This window comes from Saccharothrix sabaoui (genome assembly GCF_051756985.1).
Classification (GTDB): domain Bacteria; phylum Actinomycetota; class Actinomycetes; order Mycobacteriales; family Pseudonocardiaceae; genus Actinosynnema.
Genome location: NZ_JBPKJK010000027.1, coordinates 23,971 through 40,105, shown reverse-complemented (window position 1 = coordinate 40,105; position 16,135 = coordinate 23,971). Strand labels below are relative to the sequence as shown.

Below are 16,135 nucleotides of genomic sequence, written 5' to 3'. Positions count from 1 at the left end.
CTGGCGGATTCTGCCGGGTGGGCGTGCGCTACCCGGTCGTGCGGAGCAGCCTCACCCAGGCGGTGGCGGGGAAGCTCAGGTGCCCGGCGCGGGGGTTCTTCGAGTCCCGCGCGAGAACCCTGTCCTCGGTGAACGCCACCTCCACGCAGGCCCCGTTGTTGGCGCTGCGACTGCTCTTGAACCACTGCGGCTCGGACATGGAGCCTCCTCGGTCATCCACCGTCGACCAACGACCGGATCAACGTGAGCGACTGCTGGGCGGACAACGCCGTCGAACGCAGGTTGTCCACCGCCATCTTATAAGACCGCACGTCGTCTTGGTCCTGCACGTAGACGGCACCGTCGAGGCGTTCGGCGTAGACCACGGACTGCGCCTGTGCGAAGTCGAGGACGAAGAAGCTGCCGCTGGTAGCCGCGTGCGGCCCGTCCTCCGGCCTGATCAGCTGGATGGTCACGTTGTCCAACCCGCTCATGTCCACCAGGTGCCGGTACTGCGCCCGCCGCACCTCGGGCGTGCCGACGTCGAGCCGAAGAGCCGCCTCGCCGATCACCGCGTGCAGCGCCAGCGGCCGGTCCTCGGTCAGCCGCCTGGCCCGCGCCATCCGGAAGGAGGCGAAGCGCTCGTTGTGGTCGCGGCGCACGAACCCGGTCGCCTCGGTGATCGCCTGCGCGTAGTCCTCGGTCTGGAGCAGGCCCGGCAGCACCATCGGCTCGAAGCAGAACTCGGCGGTCGCCAGCCCCTCCAGGCCGACGAAGGTCTTGAACCAGTCCGGCACCAGGTGGGACCAGGGCGCCCACCAGCTCCGGCCGGTCGAGCTGCCCGCCAGCGCGGCGAGCCGGTCGACGTCCTTCCGGTCCGCCCCGTAGACCTCCACCAGCTTGGCGACGTCGTCGGGGAACTGCTGGTAGCGGCCGGTCTCCATGTGGCCGACCTTGGCCCGCGTGATGCCGGCCGCCGCCGCGGCCCTGGCCAGGGTCACCCCGCTGAGCTTCCGGTAGTGCGCGAGTTCGACGCCCACGAGCCAGCGCAGGGCGGACGGGTCGTTCCGGGTCATGCCGGAGATCCTGGCCGACCCCGCCCGCCGGGACGATCACTCGAAGGTGTACTTATGCGCGCTAGCTTTCTCGCCTTAGCGTTCGCGGCATGACCAAGAACCACCTCCGCGAGCAGGTCGTGGCCGCCCAGCCCCGGATGTTCGCCCTCTACGGCGCGTTCCGGCGCGAGCCCGCCGTGACCTTCGTCGGCTGGGGCGTCCAGCTCGCCGGCCTGGACAAGGCGTACCTGTGGGGCACCACCGGCACCCACATCGGGGACTCCGCCGAGCAGATCGCCGAGGCGCACCGGGCGTTCGGCGACACCGAGCTGGTCTGGCTCGATCAGCCCTTGCTGACCACGGCGTCGTAGAGCGCCTTCTTGCTCACGCCCGCCGCCTCCGCCACCTCGGCCGCCGCCGACTTGAGGCGTTCGCCGTCGGCCACCCGCTGCTTCACCTCGGCCACCAGCGACTCGACCGACGGTGCCGCGCTCGGCTCGCCGGGCGCCAGCACCACCGTGACCTCGCCCCGCACGCCCCCCTCGGCCCACTCCACCAGCTCGGCCAGCGTCCCCCGCCGCACCTCCTCGTAGGTCTTGGTCAGCTCCCGGCACACCGCCGCCCGCCGGTCCGACCCGAGCACCGCCACCGCGTCCGCCAGGGTGGCCGCGAGCCGGTGGGGTGACTCGAAGAAGACCACGGTGCGAGGATCGTTCAACAATCCAGCGAACCAACGCTGCCGCTCGCCGCCCTTCCGGGGCGGGAAGCCGTCGAACGCGAACCGGTCGGACGGCAGGCCCGACACGGCCAGCGCCGTCGTCACCGCCGACGGGCCGGGCAGGCAGGTGACGCGGATGTCCTCCGCCACGCACGCCGCCACCAACCGGTAGCCGGGGTCGGACACGCTGGGCATGCCGGCGTCGGTCACGAGCAGCACGGTGCGCCCCTCGTGCAACGCCTCCAGCAACCCGGGCAGGCGCGACGTCTCCACCTGGTCGTAGAAGCTGACGACCCGACCGGTGGGCGTCACGTCCAGCGCCGAGGCCAGCGACCGCAGCCGCCGCGTGTCCTCGGCCGCGATGACGTCGGCGGTGGCCAAGGCGTCGACCAGCCGAGGCGAGGCGTCTCGGACGTCGCCGAGCGGAGTAGCCGCGAGAACCAAACGGCCTGATCCAGATACAGGACTCACGCCCCTCACCCTACGATCGGCCCCGTGAGCCTGATCGCACCGCAGTCCGCAGACGACGTGGTCACCGCCGGCGAGGTCCCGCCGGCGAGCCCGCCACCGGGCAACGACCGCGAGACGCGGGCGCGCCAGCTCGACCCCGGCCCGCTGAGCAGCCCGCTGCGCGGCTGGCTCGTCACGCTGACCGTCGCGCTGATCGGTGGCGTGGTCCGGTTCTGGAACCTCGGGTTCCCGACCGACAAGGGCACCCCGGTCTTCGACGAGAAGCACTACGTGCCGCAGGCGGCGCAGGTGCTGCGCAACGGCGGCTACGAGGACAACCCGGGGTACGAGCTGATCGTGCACCCGCCGCTGGGCAAGCAGCTCATCGCGCTCGGCGAGTGGCTGTTCGGCTACGACGGCGTGGGCTGGCGGTTCGCCTCGGCGGTCGCGGGCACGATCACGATCCTGCTGGTGGTGCGCATCGCGCGCCGCCTGACCCGCTCGGACCTGATCGGCGCCGTCGCGGGCGTGCTGCTGATCGCGGACGGCGTGAGCCACGTGCAGTCGCGGATGGGGATGCTCGACATCTTCCTGGCGCTGTTCGTGGTGGTGGCGTTCGCCTGCCTGGTCGCGGACCGCGACCAGGTGCGCGCCCGGATGGCGGTCGCGGTGCGCGAGGGGTGGGCGACCGCGTCCCCGTACGGCCCGTGGCTGGGTTTCCGCTGGTGGCGGTTCGCGGGCGGCATCGCGCTCGGCCTCGCGTGCGGCGTGAAGTGGTCCGGCGTCTGGTACATCGCGTTCTTCGGCGTGATGTCGGTGCTGTGGAGCGCGACGGCCCGGCGCGCGGCGGGCGTGGAGCGGCCCTGGCTGGGCGCGGCCGTGAAGGACCTGGCGCCGTCGCTGTTCGCGCTCCTGGCCGTCCCGCTGCTGGCGTACCTGGCCACGTGGTGGTCGTGGTTCGCCTCCGAGACCGCGATCGACCGGCACGTGGCGGGCGTGAAGATCCCCGAGGACGGCTGGGTCCCCGCGCCGCTGCGCGCGCTCTGGTACTACAGCGGCAACGTGCTGGACTTCCACACCAAGCTGGTCACGCCCGCGAACAGCCCCCACCCGTGGGAGTCGAAGCCGTGGACGTGGCCGATGGGCCTGCGCCCGATGCTCTACTACTTCGAGGGCGCGGTCGCCGGCTGCGGCGCGGCGACGTGCGTGGGCGCGGTCATGCTGATCGGCACCCCCGCCATGTGGTGGCTGGCGTTCCCCGTCCTGGCCTGGGCGCTGTGGCAGGCCATCACGAGGCTCGACTGGCGCTACGCCGCCGTGCTCGTCGGCTACGGCGCGGGCTTCCTGCCGTGGTTCACCAACGTCGACCGGCAGATGTACTTCTTCTACGTGACGCCGATGGCCCCGTTCCTGGTGCTCGGCATCGCGCTGGCCCTGGGCGAGGTCCTGGGCCGCAGCACGGACGGCGCCGAGCGCCGCGGCACGGGTCGCCTCGCGGTGGCCCTCTACGTGGGCCTGGTGGTCGCGAACTTCGTGTGGCTGTGGCCGATCCTCAACGGCCTGCCGATCACGCCGGAGGTCTGGGACGCCCAGAAGTGGCTGCCGTCCTGGAACTGACGCCGTGACCGGTCACCGCGGCAGTTCGGTGAGCACGGGGTTGCGCAGCGCCTCGTAGATCACCGAACTGCGGAAGCTGATCACCTCCCGCCGCACGCTGAGGTGGTCGATGAGGAACGCGTGCAGGTGCTCCAGGTCCTGCACGGCGACGTGGATGAGGAAATCGTCGTCCCCCGCCACCACGAACATCGCCGTCACCTCGGGCAGCCCGCCGATCGCCGCCTTGAACGCGGCGATCACCGGGCGGCTCATCGGGCGCAGCCTGGCCGCCACGAACGCCTGCACGGGCCGGTTCAGGGCGGTCAGGTCCACGTCCGCGTGGTAGCCCTTGACGACGCCGCGCTCGCGCAGCGCCCGCACCCGCTCCAGGCAGGTCGACGGCGCCACGCCCAGCCGCCTGGCCAGCTCGCGGTTCGTCAGCCGCGCATCCAGTTGCAGGTTCCTGATGATCGCCGAATCAAGTTCGTCCACGGCGCGATCATGCCAAACCGCACCGAACGAAGTTCGGTATCGCTGGACAACAGCGTTCAGGTGAATAGTTTCGACAGCACTACACCGAACGAACGGACGCGAAGTGCTGCCCACGAAACTCGCCCTGGTCCTGCGTGACGACCTGCCGCGCAACCTCGCCGCCAACGCCGCCGCCGTCCTCGGCCTCACCCTCGGCGCCCGCCTGCCCGACCTGCTCGGCGAGGACGCGAAGGACGCCGACGGCACCGTCCACCTGGGCCTGAACACCCACCCCGTGCCGGTGCTGGTGGCGCCTCCCGAGCAGCTCAAGGCCCTGCACCGGGCCGAGGGCGTGCTGAAGGTCGGGTTCACCGAGGTCGCCCGCGCGTCCCGCACCTACCCCGAGTACCTCGAAGCGCTGGCCGTGACGCCGGACCCGGAGTTCACCGCCGTCGCCCTGTACGGCCCGCGCACCGAGGTCAGCCGGCTGACCCGCAGGCTGCGGCTGCTCGCGTGAGACCGGCTGCTCGCGTGAGACCGGCTGCCGGCGTGGGACCGGCTGCTCGCGCGAAGCCGGGTGGTGTCAGCGGACGGGGCGGGTCGGCGGCTCCGGGCGGTCGATCATCCGCGTGACCGGACCCTCCTTGCTCAGGCCCGCCTGCGACATCCACGTGTTCAGCTCGGCCCGGACCGCGGCCAGCGACGGGCGCTTGGCCGGGTCGGTGTCCAGCGCGCTGGTGAGCAGGCGGGTGTGGGCGCTGCGCTGCGGCAGCTTCACGCACGGCTCGCCCTGCGCGGCGGCCATCAGCGACGAGATCGGGTTCTCCCGGGACCCGCGCGGCGGGTGGCCGGTGAGCGCGTAGCTGACCGTCGCGGCCAGCTGCCAGGCGTCCGACGCCGGGCTGGCCGCCTCGCCGCGCGCGGTCTCCGGGGCGAGGAAGTCCGGGGTGCCGACCATCATGCCGGTCGCGGTGAGCGTGCTGTCGCCCTTGGAGCGGGCGATGCCGAAGTCGATGAGGTGCGCCGTGCCGGAGGTGTCGACGATGACGTTCGACGGCTTCACGTCGCGGTGCAGCACGCCCTGCTCGTGCGCCGCGACCAGCGCGTCCGCCATGTTCACCCACAGCCGCGCGGCGAGCGCGTCGGCCAGCAGGCCGCTCTTGAGCACCACGTCCGACAGCGGTTGGCCGTCGATGTACTCCATGATGATCGCCAGGCCGTCCGGGTCCTGGACGATGTCGAACACGCGCACGCAGTTCGGGTGCCGCACGGCCGCCAGGGCGCGCGCCTCGCGCACCATGCGCTGCTCGGTCTCGTTGTCGGGGGCGTGCGCGAGCTTCACCGCGACGGTCCGCGCGAGCTGCTCGTCCACGGCCAGCCACACCGTGCCGAACCCGCCGCGGCCGAGCTGGCGGATGCGCCGGAACCGGCCGCCCGCCGGGTTCCACACCTTGCCCGAGTCCTGCGCCGGGGCCGGGTTCGACGCGGACGCCGCGCCGGGGCCGAACGGCAGCGGGCCCGGCGTGTCGGCCAGCCGCGCGGGCTGCTCCACGCGGGTCGGCTTCGGCGGCTCCGGGGGCACCTCGGCGACCCGCGTGGGCGGGTACTGCCGCTGCGGCGGGGTCGGCCGGTACGGCGGCGGCTTCTGCGGCGCGCCGTGCGGCTGGTAGGGCGGGATCTGCGCCGGCTGGTAGGGCGGCGGCTTCTCCACCTGGTAGGGCGGCGGCTTCGGCGGCTGGTGGCCCGACGGCTGGTGGTTCTGGTGCCCGGACGGCTGGTGGCCCGAGGACTGGTGCCCGGACGGCTGGTGGCTCTGGTGGCTCTGGTGGTTCGCCGACTGCTGGTTCGCAGCCTGGCGGCCCGACGGCTGACCGGCGGGCAGGTGGGGCGTCTGCGGCGTCCGGGACACCGCGGGCTGCGGGTTCGGGGTCCCGCGATCGCGACCGGGGCGGTTGAGCATGGCGGTAGTCAACCCGAAAACCCGCACCACCAGGGAGCCGATGAGCGCGACCGGGAAGAACCCGAGCAGCAGGTGCCCCACCAGCGTCACCGGCAGCGCCGACGTGGCCAGCAACAACACCGCGAACGGGGGCCAGAACACCCGGCGCGGCCAGTTCGGGCCCAGGCGGAACGCCGAACCGGCCTGGAGCATCACGAACAGCAGGCACAGCAGCGCCAGCAGCGCCGTCGCGCACGCGGCGACCAGGTAGACCACGCCGTACCCGCCGCCGCCCCGGAACGCCTCGACGATCGACGGCGCGCCCACCAGGTACTCGTACTGCGTGAACGCCACGCACGGCGCCTCGTCCAACGAGGCCGCGCCCGGCAGCCCGCGGGAGCGCAGCAGCGTGGACACCGCCGAGAACGCCACCCACGGCAGCGCCAACGTGCTGGTCACGCCCAGCACCGCGAAGACCGCGCCGGTGACCGCCCCGTAGGAGTTGCCGACGACCCGGCGCACGGCGATCGACAGCAGCGCGGCGATCGTGGGCAGCACGCCGACCAGCGCGCCGAACGCGGTGGTCGTCCACGCCCAGTCGCCCGGGCAGAGGGGCAGGTCCGCCCAGCCGTGCAGCCACGCCAACAGCGAACTGGCCAGCTCCACGACGCGCACCGCCCCTTCTCGTCGCCTCTCAGGGTACGGGTGCGGCCCCCGCCGCCGGCGGTGTCCGGCTGCTTCTCCCGGTACGGCGGCGTGGCGGGCGGCTCCCCCGAACGGCGGGCTCGCGGGTCGCGCCCCCGGCGCTCCTCGTCCGTGGTCGAACCGCCACGCCGCGTGAGCGGGGTCGGCGCACGCCCCTCACATGAGGCTCAGCTGCGTGCCCTTCTTCCTGCGCTTCGGCTGCGGCGCGCCGATCTGCTCGAAGTTCGTGAGGTCCGCCAGGAAGGGCGACCGGGGCCGCGCCGTGGTGTGGCTGAGGAACAGGTGCCGCTGCGCCCGGGTCATGCCGACGAACAGCAGGCGGCGCTCCTCCTCGACCGCCTCGGGGTCGTCGTCGCCCGGCCGGCGCATCGGCAGCAGCCCGTCCTCGCAGCCGACGATGAACACCACCGGGAACTCCAGCCCCTTCGACGCGTGGAGCGTGAGCAGCGAGACGCGGTCGGCGCGCGGGTCCCAGGTGTCGACCTCCACGCCCAGCGCGAGCGAGGTGTGGAACCGCTCGAAGTCGTCCCCGCACTCGGCGGCCAGCGGCTTGAGGAGCTCGTACGCCGTGTGGTCCTCGCCCGCCACCGCGCGCACGCGCTCCAGCACCGTCGCGCCCGTCGCCGCGCGCAGTTCCGCCGCGATCCGCGCCACGCCGGGCCGGTCGGCCAGCCGGTCGTGCGAGCGCTTCTGGAATGGCAGGCCCGCCGTGGTCAGCGCGTCCACGAGCGCTTTGGACTGGCGATCGGTGCGGTAGAGCACGGCGAAGTCGGAGAACCCGAGGTTGGCGGTGCCGTCCGACGACACCCGGCCGCTGTCGAACGCGTGGAACGACGCGCCGCCCAGCACCTGTTCGACGGTCCGCGCCACGAACGCCGCCTCGGCCGACTCGGACGCCGCGTGGTGCACGCCGACGGGCGCGGCCCCGTGGTCGACCATCGGGCGCAGCTCGCGGCCCGGCACCAGCGACGACGGCGCGATGACGTCGAGCGCCCCGGTCACCACGGCGGCGGACGAGCGGTAGTTGCGGGTCAGGTGCACGGTCCGCGCGGTCGGGAAGTCCTCCCGGAAGCGCAGGAAGAACCCGACGTCGGCGCCCCGGAAGCGGTAGATGGCCTGGTCGGGGTCGCCGATCGCGGTCAGGTTGCCGTCGGCGGGCACGAGCAGCCGCAGCAGGCGGTACTGCTGCTCGTCCACGTCCTGGTACTCGTCGACCGACACCCAGCGCCACCGGGCGCGGTAGGCGTCGACGAGGTCGGGCGAGCCCTCCAGCAGCGCGAGCGGCAGGGTGATCAGGTCGTCGAAGTCGACCAGGTCCCGCGCCCGCAGCGCCTCCTTGTACCGGTCGTCACCGGCCGCGACAAGGGCCCGGGCGGCCTTCTCGTCGTCGACGACGGTGCGGGCGACGGTGAGCTGCTGCTCGGGGTCCGCCACCCCGAACGCGGCCGACAACCCCACCGACGAGTGGTGTTCGCGCAGGATGAGCACGCCGAGCGAGTGGAACGTGGCGATCGTCAGCGCGGCCACGTGGTCGGGCGCGAGCACGGCCAGCCGGTCGGCCATCTCCTCCGCCGCGCGCCGGGTGAACGTGATCGCGAGGCACTCCGTCGCGGGCACGCCGCGCGCGGTCACGAGGTCCGCCACGCGGTGCGTCAGCGTCCGCGTCTTGCCGGTGCCCGGACCGGCGACGACGAGCAGCGGCCCGGACTCGACCGCCGCCGCCGCGCGCTGCTCCGGGTCCAGCCCGTCGAGCAGCGACGAGCCCGGCCCCGGGCCGTCGGGAGCCGCGGCGGGCGCGGGTTCGGGCGCGGAGGGGGCGGGGTCGGGCGCGGCGGGGGCGGCCGGTGCCGGCCGGGGAGCCGGGCGCTCCACAGTGGACGGCTCGGGCGCGGCGTCGAACAGCGCGAACGCCGCGTCGCGCCGCGCCAGCTCCCCCGCCTCGAACACCCGGATCACGCCGTACTCGCCGTCGTACCCGGAGTCGCGCACCACCTGGCCGCGCCGCAGCCGGGTCACCGCCTCGCCCAGCAGCGGCGAGTGGGCGGCGATGTCGTCCACCGGCACGTCGCGCAGGATCACCAGCTCCGGCCCGAGGGCGGCGGTCAACCGGTCGACCTCCGCGAGCACCTTCTTGCTCTTCGGCCCGGTGCCGACGATCTCGCTCACGATCTCCGGCAGCGGCACGAGGTTGGTGAACCCGGCGGCGCCCTCGGGGCGCGAACCCGACGGCCGGTCGGCCAGCGCCTCCACGCGGCTGAGCACGCCCACCGTCATCGGCTTGCCGCACTCGGGGCAGATCCCGTTGTGCGCCAACGTCTCCCGCGGCTCCATGCGCACACCGCACTTGCGGTGGCCGTCGACGTGGTACTTGCCCTCCTCGGGGAAGAACTCCAGCGACCCGGCGAACCCGTCGCCGGTCTCCAGCGCCCGCCGCACGGCGTGGTAGTCGAGATCGGTGTCGAACAGCGTGGCCTCGCGCCCGAGGGCGGGCGGCGAGTGCGCGTCCGAGTTGCTGACCAGCCGGAACCGGTCCAGGCCGGACACCCGCCAGTTCATCTCCGGGTCGGAGGACAGCCCGGTCTCCACGGCGAAGACGTGCGGCGCGAGGTCGGCGTAGCAGTCGTCGACGGCGTCGAACCCGGACTTGGAGCCGAGGACGGCGAACCACGGCGTCCACACGTGCGCGGGCACCAGGTAGCCGCCGCACTCCAGCGTGATCTCCAGCAGGTCGCGCGAGTCCAGCCCGAGGATCGGCCGCCCGTCCGACCCGAGGTTGCCGATCTTCGCCAACCGCGCGTTGAACCGCGCCGCCGACTCCAGGTCCGGCATGTAGATCAGGTGGTGCACCTTGCGCGTGTGCCCGTCGCGCTTGTAGATCGTGGAGATCTCCACCGACAGCATGAACCTGACGGGCGCGCCGGCCAGCGACGGCGCCAACGTGCGGTCGATGTCGCGGTCCAGGTCGTCGCGCAGCCGGAACAGCCCGGGTCCCGCCTCGACCAGGCTCTCGGTGAGGTGGTCGTACCAGGCCGGGTGCGTGAAGTCGCCCGTGCCGACCAGCGAGATCCCCTTGCGGCGAGCCCACCACGTCAGGTGTTCGAGGTCGCAGTCGCGGCTGCACGCCCGGGAGTACTTGGAGTGGATGTGGAGATCCGCCACAAAGCGCACCGCGCGATTCTAGTCACACCAACGGGTGGAGCTTCGCCCGAGCGGCCACCGGCAGGAAGAGCCAGCCGATCCCGTGGAACTCCTTGACGTCCACGTCCACCGCCTCGAACAGCACCCGGTCGAGCCCGCGTTCGCCGCTCGTCACGACGTCCCGGTAGAACCGGTCGGAGATGATCAGGCAGAGGTCGTGCCGGGTGTCGGACCCGACGAGGTCGCGCAGCGGCCGCGCGTCGACCAGCCGCGCGGTGGCGACCACCGCCGACCCGCCCAGGTGGGGTGCGTCGACCACGGTCTCGCCGTGGTCGAGGGCGCACCGCACCCGGAGCCGGTGCTCGTCGTCCGTGCGGCGGTTGGCGTCGTGCAGCGCGATGACCAGTTCCCGCAGGACGAAGTCGGCGAGCAACCACGCCTTCGGCACGTCGGGGCCGATCAGGACGGTCATGCTGTCCCCGTCCGGGCGGATGTGCACCGCCGCGCCGGGGAAGAGCACGTGCAGCACCACGACCGCCTTGTCCACGACGACCTTGAGCTGCTGGTCCAGGAAGGTCTGACGGCCGGGGCCCTCGGCGCTGGACCGGACGATGTCGATGCGCAGAACGATGTAGGGCAAGGGGAGTGAGAGCACGGCGTCTCCGGCGTCCTGTCTGAGGTGGACCGCTGTTGGGCCTCAGCCTCGGGGACAGTCGCCGATCGTGCTACATCCGATGATGTCGAAGCCGTAATTTTGCCTTGACGAACTGTCGGCGGCGGCAGCGGCGCGCAGGCACGGGACGCACGGCACGACGATCCGGCCGTGCAGCGAGTAGGCCAGGTTGGCCGCCTTGAGGCCGCCCAGGACGCGCTGCGCGGTCGGGAACGACACGTGCGCGACCTTGGCCAGCAGGGCCTGGGTGAGGCGGACCTCCGCGCTCCTCGCCCCGCCGCTCTGCTGCTCGGCCTGCGAGAGCAGCGCGAGCAGGACCCGGTCGGCCTTCTTGTCCACTTGCCCCTCGGCGCGCACGAGCAGCCCGGCCATGCGCTCGACGATCCGGAGCCACAGGGCGGGGTGCCGGTTGAGGAAGTCGATGAACACGTCCCGGGTGACCCGGATCGCGGCCACCACCTCCTGGGCGATGACCGAGGCGGAGCGGCGTCCCCCGGGGCGGACGCACGCGATCTCCCCGAGGAGGTCGCCCTCGCGGCAGAAGTTCAGCACCTGCTCGGTGCCGCCCGCGTCGTTCTTCGTCACCTGGACGCCGCCGCGGTCGATCAACAAGACGTAGTCGCCACGTTCACCCTCGCGCATGAGGTAGTCACCCGGCCGGTATTTGACCTTCGTGCCGGACCGGTACAACTCACTTCGCTGGTGATCGTTCAGTTGCCCCAAGAAGCTGCTCATTCCCCGCCGACTCCCCGACTCCCATTCACCTGGACGGACATATGCCCTCACCTTCGAATGTGAAAGCTTTTCCATTCCACCCGATCAAGGAACTCCTTCGAGTGAAACTCGGTGGAGTGACACTGTGCCCGGAGGATCATGGAATCGCCAGTCGAACGGACAGATGGGCCCACGGAGTCGCCGAGCGGCGGTGCGGACGGAGGCGGGCGCCCGTCAGCGGGAGGCGGTCTCCAGGACGTTCTCCCGTCCCCACTCGCCGAGCGGGGCGAGCGCCGCGTTCAGCGAAAGGCCCCGCGGCGTCAGGGAGTACTCGACGCGGGGCGGCACCTCGTCGAACACCTCGCGGCGCACCACGCCGTCCTCCTCCAGCTCGCGCAGCTGCGCGGCGAGGACCTTCTCGCTCACCCCGCCCAGCTCGCGGCGCAGTTCGCCGAAGCGGCACGGGCGCTGGTCCAGCGCCCAGAGGATCACCACCTTCCACTTGCCGCCGATCACGTCCATGGCCGCGTCGGTGCCGCAGTGGTGCGCGCCCGGCCTGCGTGAGACAGCCATCCCCCACCCCTCCCACCTGTTCCCTCGCCCCAGGGTAACCACGCACCCTGAAGTACGTACTTGATCATGGGGTGAGCGTCGCCCCAGGCTGGTGCGCATGAACATCTCCCTCCTCGGCCTCGGCGCCATGGGCACGGCCCTGGCCCGCACCTGGCTCGCCGCGGGCCACCGCACGACCGCCTGGAACCGCACCCCCGGCCGCGCCGACGGGCTCACCGGCGTCGTCACCGCCCCGACCGCCGCCGACGCGGTGGCCGCGAGCCGGCTCGTCGTCGTCTGCCTGCTCGACGACGACTCGGTCGACGACGCGCTCGCCGACGTGGACCTCACCGGCAAGGACCTGGTCAACCTCACCACCGGCACCCCTGCGCGGGCCCGCGCGCGGGCCGAGTGGGCGCGGGGGCGCGGTGCGCGCTTCCTCGACGGCGGCGTCATGGCGGTCCCGCCGATGATCGGCGTGCCGGGCTCGGGCGCCTACGTCTTCTACAGCGGTTCGCGCGCGCTGTTCGACGAGCACCGCGAGACCCTGGCCGTGCCCGCCGGGACGCTGTACGTCGGCGAGGACCCCGGCTTCGCCGCCCTGCACGACGTGGCGCTGCTCAGCGCCATGGAAACCATGTTCGCGGGCATCACGCACGCGTTCGCCCTGATCAGGAAGGAGGCCATCGCGCCGACCGCCCTCGCGCCGCTGCTCGCGGACTGGCTCACCGCCATGACGGGCGCCGTCCACGGCACCGCGGCCCGCCTGGAGAGCGGCGACCACACCACGGGCGTCGGTTCGAACCTCGCCATGCAGGTGGCGGGCAACACCACGCTGCTGCGCACCGCCGAGGAACAGGGTGTGAGCACCGAGCTGCTGCTCCCGTTCGCGGCCCTGATGGAACGCCGCCTGGCCGACGGCCACGGCGCCGAGGACACCAGCGGCCTGGTCGACCTGCTGCTGACCTGACCCGCGGCCGACCCGACCCGCGGCCGTCAGGACTCCCGGCGGCTGCCCCGGCCGGCGAGGAGCAGGCCCGCGACGGCGAGCACGGCGTAGCAGGACAGCCGCACCGCGAACCCGCCCGGCAGCCAGTCCAGGAGGCCCGCGTTCCCGTGGTCCACCAGCAGGCGGACCGCACCCTGCGCGCCCACCACCAGCAGGACCATGCCGATCACCAGGACCGCCGTGTTCCTCATGCGCACTCCTTCGTTTCATGGTGCGATCGAACCATAACAGGTGTTGGTACGATCGCACCACGAAACGTCCCTGGGGAACGGACACCATGCCGAAGCACGTGGACCACGACCTGCGCCGCCGCCAGATCGCGGAGGCGGTGTGGCGGCTGGCCACGCGGGGCGGGCTGGAGCAGGTCACGCTGCGGCAGGTCGCCACCGAGGCCGGGCTGTCCGCGCGGCTGCTCCAGTACTACTTCGGCACCCGGGACCAACTCCTGCTGGGCGCGCTGGAGATCCTCAACGCCGACGCCGAGCGGCAGGTGCGCGAGCGGTTGGCCGCACTGGGCGACGACCCCGGACCGCGCGCCGTCGTGCGCGAGGTGCTGCTGGAGTTCCTGCCGCTGGACGAGGAGAGGCGCACCCGACACCTGGTGCACGGGGCCTATTTCATCCCGTTCCTCGTCGAGCCGACCCTGAACGCGGCGGCCCGCGAGTCGCCGTTCGCGCTGGAGGAACTGGTGGCCGACCTGATCGCGCGGGCGCGCGAGCTGGGCCAGGTGCCGGCGGACGTCAACGCGCCCGCCGAGGCCGCGTTCCTGCTGGCGGGCAGCGCGGGTCTCCAGGCGAGCGTCCTGCTGGGACAGCGCACGGCGGACGAGGCCGTCGCCCTGGTCGACCGCCAACTCGACCGCGTGTTCGCCGGGACACCCGCCGCCGGGAAATCCTGAGCGCCGACGTTGTCAATTTCTCACGAATCTTTTCGGTCGCCACAAGATCCGATTGCGCTACGAGATCTCGACACTCAGTTACTACGCCCCCTTGAATTACCTCTACCCTTAGCCCAATCAGGTTAACTGCAACCGCTCTCGACTCCTGTGTGTAACAACTGAGGCCGAATGCCGAAAGTCCCATCGAACATCAGGTTCGGGGACGGACGGAAGGCAAGTCATTTGAAGACGATCACACGGGTCGCGGCGGCGCTGACCGGCATGGGAGTGGCGCTGGGCCTGGCCGTCGCCGTGGCGACGCCCGCGAGCGCGGCGGTGGCCGACGGCTACTACAAGCAGCCCTTCGACTCGACGGTGTGGCGCGTCGACAGCGGCCACGCCCGCGCCATCAGCTACGGCGAGTGGTCCAACGCCGGTTTCCCCGTGCCCTCGGCCTCGCCGACGGACTACGTGAAATACCCGTGGTCTCCCACCATCTACGCGGTCACGTTCTGGGGTGACCAGGACCCGACGTGGGACTGGGACCGGCTCACCGAAGCCCAGTGGCGGGCGGCCGGCACCCCCGCCCCCCGCAACGCGGGCTGGATCGCGGGCAGCTACTACTACCAGTGGGGCACGTCCGGCGAGATCTTCGTCGAGGGACCGGACGGCGTGAACCACAAGCTCACCCCGTCCGAGTGGGCCGCCTCCGGCTACCGCGCATTCGACCGCCGCTCCAACGAGGGCTTCATGAAGCTCTCCTGGGCGTCGACCATCACGCGGATGCCCAACCTGGCGACCGGCTACGGCTACCCGATCGACTACGCGGAGTGGAGCGCCGAGGCGTTCCCGACGCCGCAGGTCGTGCAGCGGGTCGTCGGTGACCACTTCTACAAGTGGCACAACAGCTCGACGATCTACTACCAGGGCCCCGCGTTCCACCGGGCCATCAGCTACGGCGAGTGGAGCGGCGCGGGCTTCCCGACGCCGGAGGTCCGGGGAGCGCCCACAGCCCCGGCAAACCCCGGCAACAGCGTGAACTGCTCGGACTTCGCCACCCAGCGCGCCGCGCAGACGTGGTTCGACACCTACTACCCGTACTACGGGGACGTCGCGCTGCTCGACGACGACAACGACGGACGGGCGTGCGAAGCCCTGCCGTAGCAGGACGGTGTCGCCCGACGGCCCTCACCCGACACCGGGTGGGGGCCGTTCTACGTGGACGGTTCGCGGTCCCGAACACGGCGACACCCGCGGCGACGACACCGGGGCCACCGACGACGAAGGGCGGCAACCGGTTCACCGGTTGCCGCCCTCGCGACACTGTGGAGCTGAGGGGAATCGAACCCCTGACCTACTCGATGCGAACGAGTCGCGCTACCAACTGCGCTACAGCCCCGTGTTCTGTTGTCGTGCGGGGGAAGCATATCAGTAGTCGGGGGGCGCTTCCGCCACCCCCCTCTACTCGCCGACCGCCCGTCGGTACGGCAGGGCGTCCGGGCCGTCGAGCTCGACGAACACCGGGTCCTCGTCGTCGGCGTCCACCACGACGGTGCCGGGGCGGACGTGGTGCTGGAAGCGGGGCTGCGGGGACAGTCCGTGCTGGTCGGTGACCTCGGCGTCGTCGTGCGGGTGGTGCGCGGCGCCGCGCTCGCCGACCTCGTCGGGGTGCCGCGCGGGACGGCGGCGGGACGGGGCGAGGCGGGCCTGGCGGCGCGCCCGGACGTCCTCCTCGATGCGCACCTGGATGCGCAGGTACACGAGGTACGAGACGAGCGTCACGTCGACGGCGGCGTGCCCCCACCACACGGGCGGGTAGAGGACGCCGGCGAGGACGCCGGTCACCACCGCGGTCAGGAACAGGGCGCCGACGACGCGGCGGCGGAACGCGTACTTGGCCTGCGCCACGACCGCCGCGGTCTCCGGGTCGAAGCCGCCCCGGCCGGGGCGGTACGGGCGGTGCGGGGCGAAGTCGACGTCCGGCTCGTCGTACTCGTCGTCGTCCTCGAAGTCGTCGAACTCGCCCTCGGGCTCCACGTCGGCGTCGGGCACGGTGTCGTACTCCTCCTCCGCGCTGCCGCGCGACGCGTCGGCGCGCTTGCGCGCGACCATCGGGACGAGGACGACCAACCAGGCCACGACCAGTCCCACGACGATCAGCGAGCTCGGCATCCCCGTCACCTCCCCCTACCCCGCGGCGCGCTCGGTGCGAACGCCACGCTAGTCACAACAGTCACACCAGTGTCGGAGGCTCGCCGA

The 16,135-nt window shown here is 72.3% G+C and carries 17 protein-coding genes and 1 tRNA gene; 6 read left to right on the top strand and 12 right to left on the bottom strand.

The features are described from left to right. Nucleotides 1-28: 28 nt before the first annotated feature. Together ACR807_RS11160 and ACR807_RS11155 are read right to left on the bottom strand one after the other, a co-directional pair. Nucleotides 29-199, bottom strand: a complete 171-nt coding sequence (locus ACR807_RS11160) for a DUF397 domain-containing protein (protein ID WP_438921169.1) — start codon at nt 197-199, stop codon at nt 29-31. Between the two features lie 13 nt (nt 200-212). Continuing rightward, the gene (locus tag ACR807_RS11155) at nt 213-1,055 is read right to left on the bottom strand and encodes a helix-turn-helix domain-containing protein (protein ID WP_438921168.1); all 843 of its coding nucleotides are present in this window, start codon (nt 1,053-1,055) and stop codon (nt 213-215) included. 89 nt (nt 1,056-1,144) lie between these two features. On the opposite strand from ACR807_RS11155, the gene ACR807_RS11150 reads away from it, so the two are divergent. After that, the gene (locus ACR807_RS11150) at nt 1,145-1,405 is read left to right on the top strand and encodes a hypothetical protein (RefSeq protein WP_438921167.1); all 261 of its coding nucleotides are present in this window, start codon (nt 1,145-1,147) and stop codon (nt 1,403-1,405) included. Here the strand turns inward: ACR807_RS11150 and rsmI are convergent. Next, nucleotides 1,378-2,232, bottom strand: a complete 855-nt coding sequence (gene rsmI / locus ACR807_RS11145) for a 16S rRNA (cytidine(1402)-2'-O)-methyltransferase (protein WP_438921166.1) — start codon at nt 2,230-2,232, stop codon at nt 1,378-1,380. The two genes, ACR807_RS11150 and rsmI, sit on opposite strands and share 28 nt — an antisense overlap. A gap of 15 nt (nt 2,233-2,247) precedes the next feature. Between rsmI and ACR807_RS11140 the strand changes: the two genes are divergently transcribed. Beyond that, complete coding sequence (locus ACR807_RS11140; RefSeq protein WP_438921165.1) at nt 2,248-3,819, top strand: dolichyl-phosphate-mannose--protein mannosyltransferase; 1,572 nt, start codon at nt 2,248-2,250, stop codon at nt 3,817-3,819. Nucleotides 3,820-3,831: 12 nt separating this feature from the next. Here the strand turns inward: ACR807_RS11140 and ACR807_RS11135 are convergent, their stop codons facing one another. Beyond that, the gene (locus ACR807_RS11135; protein ID WP_438921164.1) at nt 3,832-4,290 is read right to left on the bottom strand and encodes an Lrp/AsnC family transcriptional regulator; all 459 of its coding nucleotides are present in this window, start codon (nt 4,288-4,290) and stop codon (nt 3,832-3,834) included. Between the two features lie 103 nt (nt 4,291-4,393). Here ACR807_RS11135 and ACR807_RS11130 point away from each other — a divergent pair, with 103 nt between their 5' ends. After that, entirely contained in the window at nt 4,394-4,786 is a 393-nt protein-coding gene (locus tag ACR807_RS11130) for a DUF2000 domain-containing protein (RefSeq protein ID WP_438921163.1), read from the top strand. Between the two features lie 66 nt (nt 4,787-4,852). Here the strand turns inward: ACR807_RS11130 and ACR807_RS11125 are convergent, their stop codons facing one another. From ACR807_RS11125 to ACR807_RS11105, 5 genes are all read right to left on the bottom strand, one after another. Next, nucleotides 4,853-6,874 carry a serine/threonine-protein kinase gene (locus tag ACR807_RS11125; RefSeq protein ID WP_438921200.1) on the bottom strand — a complete coding sequence of 674 codons (2,022 nt, stop codon included), beginning with the start codon at nt 6,872-6,874 and terminating at the stop codon, nt 4,853-4,855. Nucleotides 6,875-7,069: 195 nt separating this feature from the next. Further along, nucleotides 7,070-10,081 carry a UvrD-helicase domain-containing protein gene (locus tag ACR807_RS11120; protein ID WP_438921162.1) on the bottom strand — a complete coding sequence of 1,004 codons (3,012 nt, stop codon included), beginning with the start codon at nt 10,079-10,081 and terminating at the stop codon, nt 7,070-7,072. A gap of 13 nt (nt 10,082-10,094) precedes the next feature. Continuing rightward, nucleotides 10,095-10,691: a hypothetical protein gene (locus tag ACR807_RS11115; RefSeq protein WP_438921161.1), complete on the bottom strand. Its 597-nt coding sequence runs from the start codon at nt 10,689-10,691 to the stop codon at nt 10,095-10,097. 57 nt (nt 10,692-10,748) lie between these two features. Next, on the bottom strand, nt 10,749-11,459 hold the full coding sequence (locus ACR807_RS11110) for a Crp/Fnr family transcriptional regulator (RefSeq protein WP_438921160.1): 711 nt from the start codon (nt 11,457-11,459) through the stop codon (nt 10,749-10,751). Between the two features lie 213 nt (nt 11,460-11,672). Continuing rightward, nucleotides 11,673-12,011 (bottom strand): winged helix-turn-helix transcriptional regulator, encoded by a 339-nt coding sequence (locus ACR807_RS11105; protein ID WP_438921159.1) that lies wholly within the window; start codon nt 12,009-12,011, stop codon nt 11,673-11,675. Between the two features lie 97 nt (nt 12,012-12,108). On the opposite strand from ACR807_RS11105, the gene ACR807_RS11100 reads away from it, so the two are divergent. Beyond that, nucleotides 12,109-12,960 carry an NAD(P)-dependent oxidoreductase gene (locus ACR807_RS11100; protein WP_438921158.1) on the top strand — a complete coding sequence of 284 codons (852 nt, stop codon included), beginning with the start codon at nt 12,109-12,111 and terminating at the stop codon, nt 12,958-12,960. Nucleotides 12,961-12,986: 26 nt separating this feature from the next. Here the strand turns inward: ACR807_RS11100 and ACR807_RS11095 are convergent, their stop codons facing one another. Then, nucleotides 12,987-13,190: a hypothetical protein gene (locus tag ACR807_RS11095; protein ID WP_438921157.1), complete on the bottom strand. Its 204-nt coding sequence runs from the start codon at nt 13,188-13,190 to the stop codon at nt 12,987-12,989. A gap of 86 nt (nt 13,191-13,276) precedes the next feature. On the opposite strand from ACR807_RS11095, the gene ACR807_RS11090 reads away from it, so the two are divergent. After that, nucleotides 13,277-13,897, top strand: a complete 621-nt coding sequence (locus ACR807_RS11090) for a TetR/AcrR family transcriptional regulator (RefSeq protein ID WP_438921156.1) — start codon at nt 13,277-13,279, stop codon at nt 13,895-13,897. A gap of 222 nt (nt 13,898-14,119) precedes the next feature. Beyond that, nucleotides 14,120-15,040, top strand: a complete 921-nt coding sequence (locus ACR807_RS11085) for an excalibur calcium-binding domain-containing protein (RefSeq protein ID WP_438921155.1) — start codon at nt 14,120-14,122, stop codon at nt 15,038-15,040. A 162-nt stretch (nt 15,041-15,202) separates the two neighbouring features. Here the strand turns inward: ACR807_RS11085 and ACR807_RS11080 are convergent. After that, nucleotides 15,203-15,275, bottom strand: a tRNA-Ala gene (locus ACR807_RS11080). Nucleotides 15,276-15,337: 62 nt separating this feature from the next. Continuing rightward, complete coding sequence (gene sepX / locus ACR807_RS11075) at nt 15,338-16,048, bottom strand: divisome protein SepX/GlpR (protein ID WP_438921154.1); 711 nt, start codon at nt 16,046-16,048, stop codon at nt 15,338-15,340. Nucleotides 16,049-16,135: the final 87 nt, after the last annotated feature.

Excerpts from the sequence above, each read along its gene's own strand:
- ACR807_RS11090 (WP_438921156.1), top strand. The coding sequence starts at position 13,277 with ATGCCGAAGCACGTGGACCACGACCTGCGCCGCCGCCAGATCGCGGAG.
- ACR807_RS11155 (WP_438921168.1), bottom strand. The coding sequence starts at position 1,055 with ATGACCCGGAACGACCCGTCCGCCCTGCGCTGGCTCGTGGGCGTCGAA.
- ACR807_RS11110 (WP_438921160.1), bottom strand. The coding sequence starts at position 11,459 with ATGAGCAGCTTCTTGGGGCAACTGAACGATCACCAGCGAAGTGAGTTG.
- ACR807_RS11095 (WP_438921157.1), bottom strand. The coding sequence starts at position 13,190 with ATGAGGAACACGGCGGTCCTGGTGATCGGCATGGTCCTGCTGGTGGTG.
- ACR807_RS11160 (WP_438921169.1), bottom strand. The coding sequence starts at position 199 with ATGTCCGAGCCGCAGTGGTTCAAGAGCAGTCGCAGCGCCAACAACGGG.
- sepX (WP_438921154.1), bottom strand. The coding sequence starts at position 16,048 with ATGCCGAGCTCGCTGATCGTCGTGGGACTGGTCGTGGCCTGGTTGGTC.
- ACR807_RS11105 (WP_438921159.1), bottom strand. The coding sequence starts at position 12,011 with ATGGCTGTCTCACGCAGGCCGGGCGCGCACCACTGCGGCACCGACGCG.
- ACR807_RS11150 (WP_438921167.1), top strand. The coding sequence starts at position 1,145 with ATGACCAAGAACCACCTCCGCGAGCAGGTCGTGGCCGCCCAGCCCCGG.
- ACR807_RS11100 (WP_438921158.1), top strand. The coding sequence starts at position 12,109 with ATGAACATCTCCCTCCTCGGCCTCGGCGCCATGGGCACGGCCCTGGCC.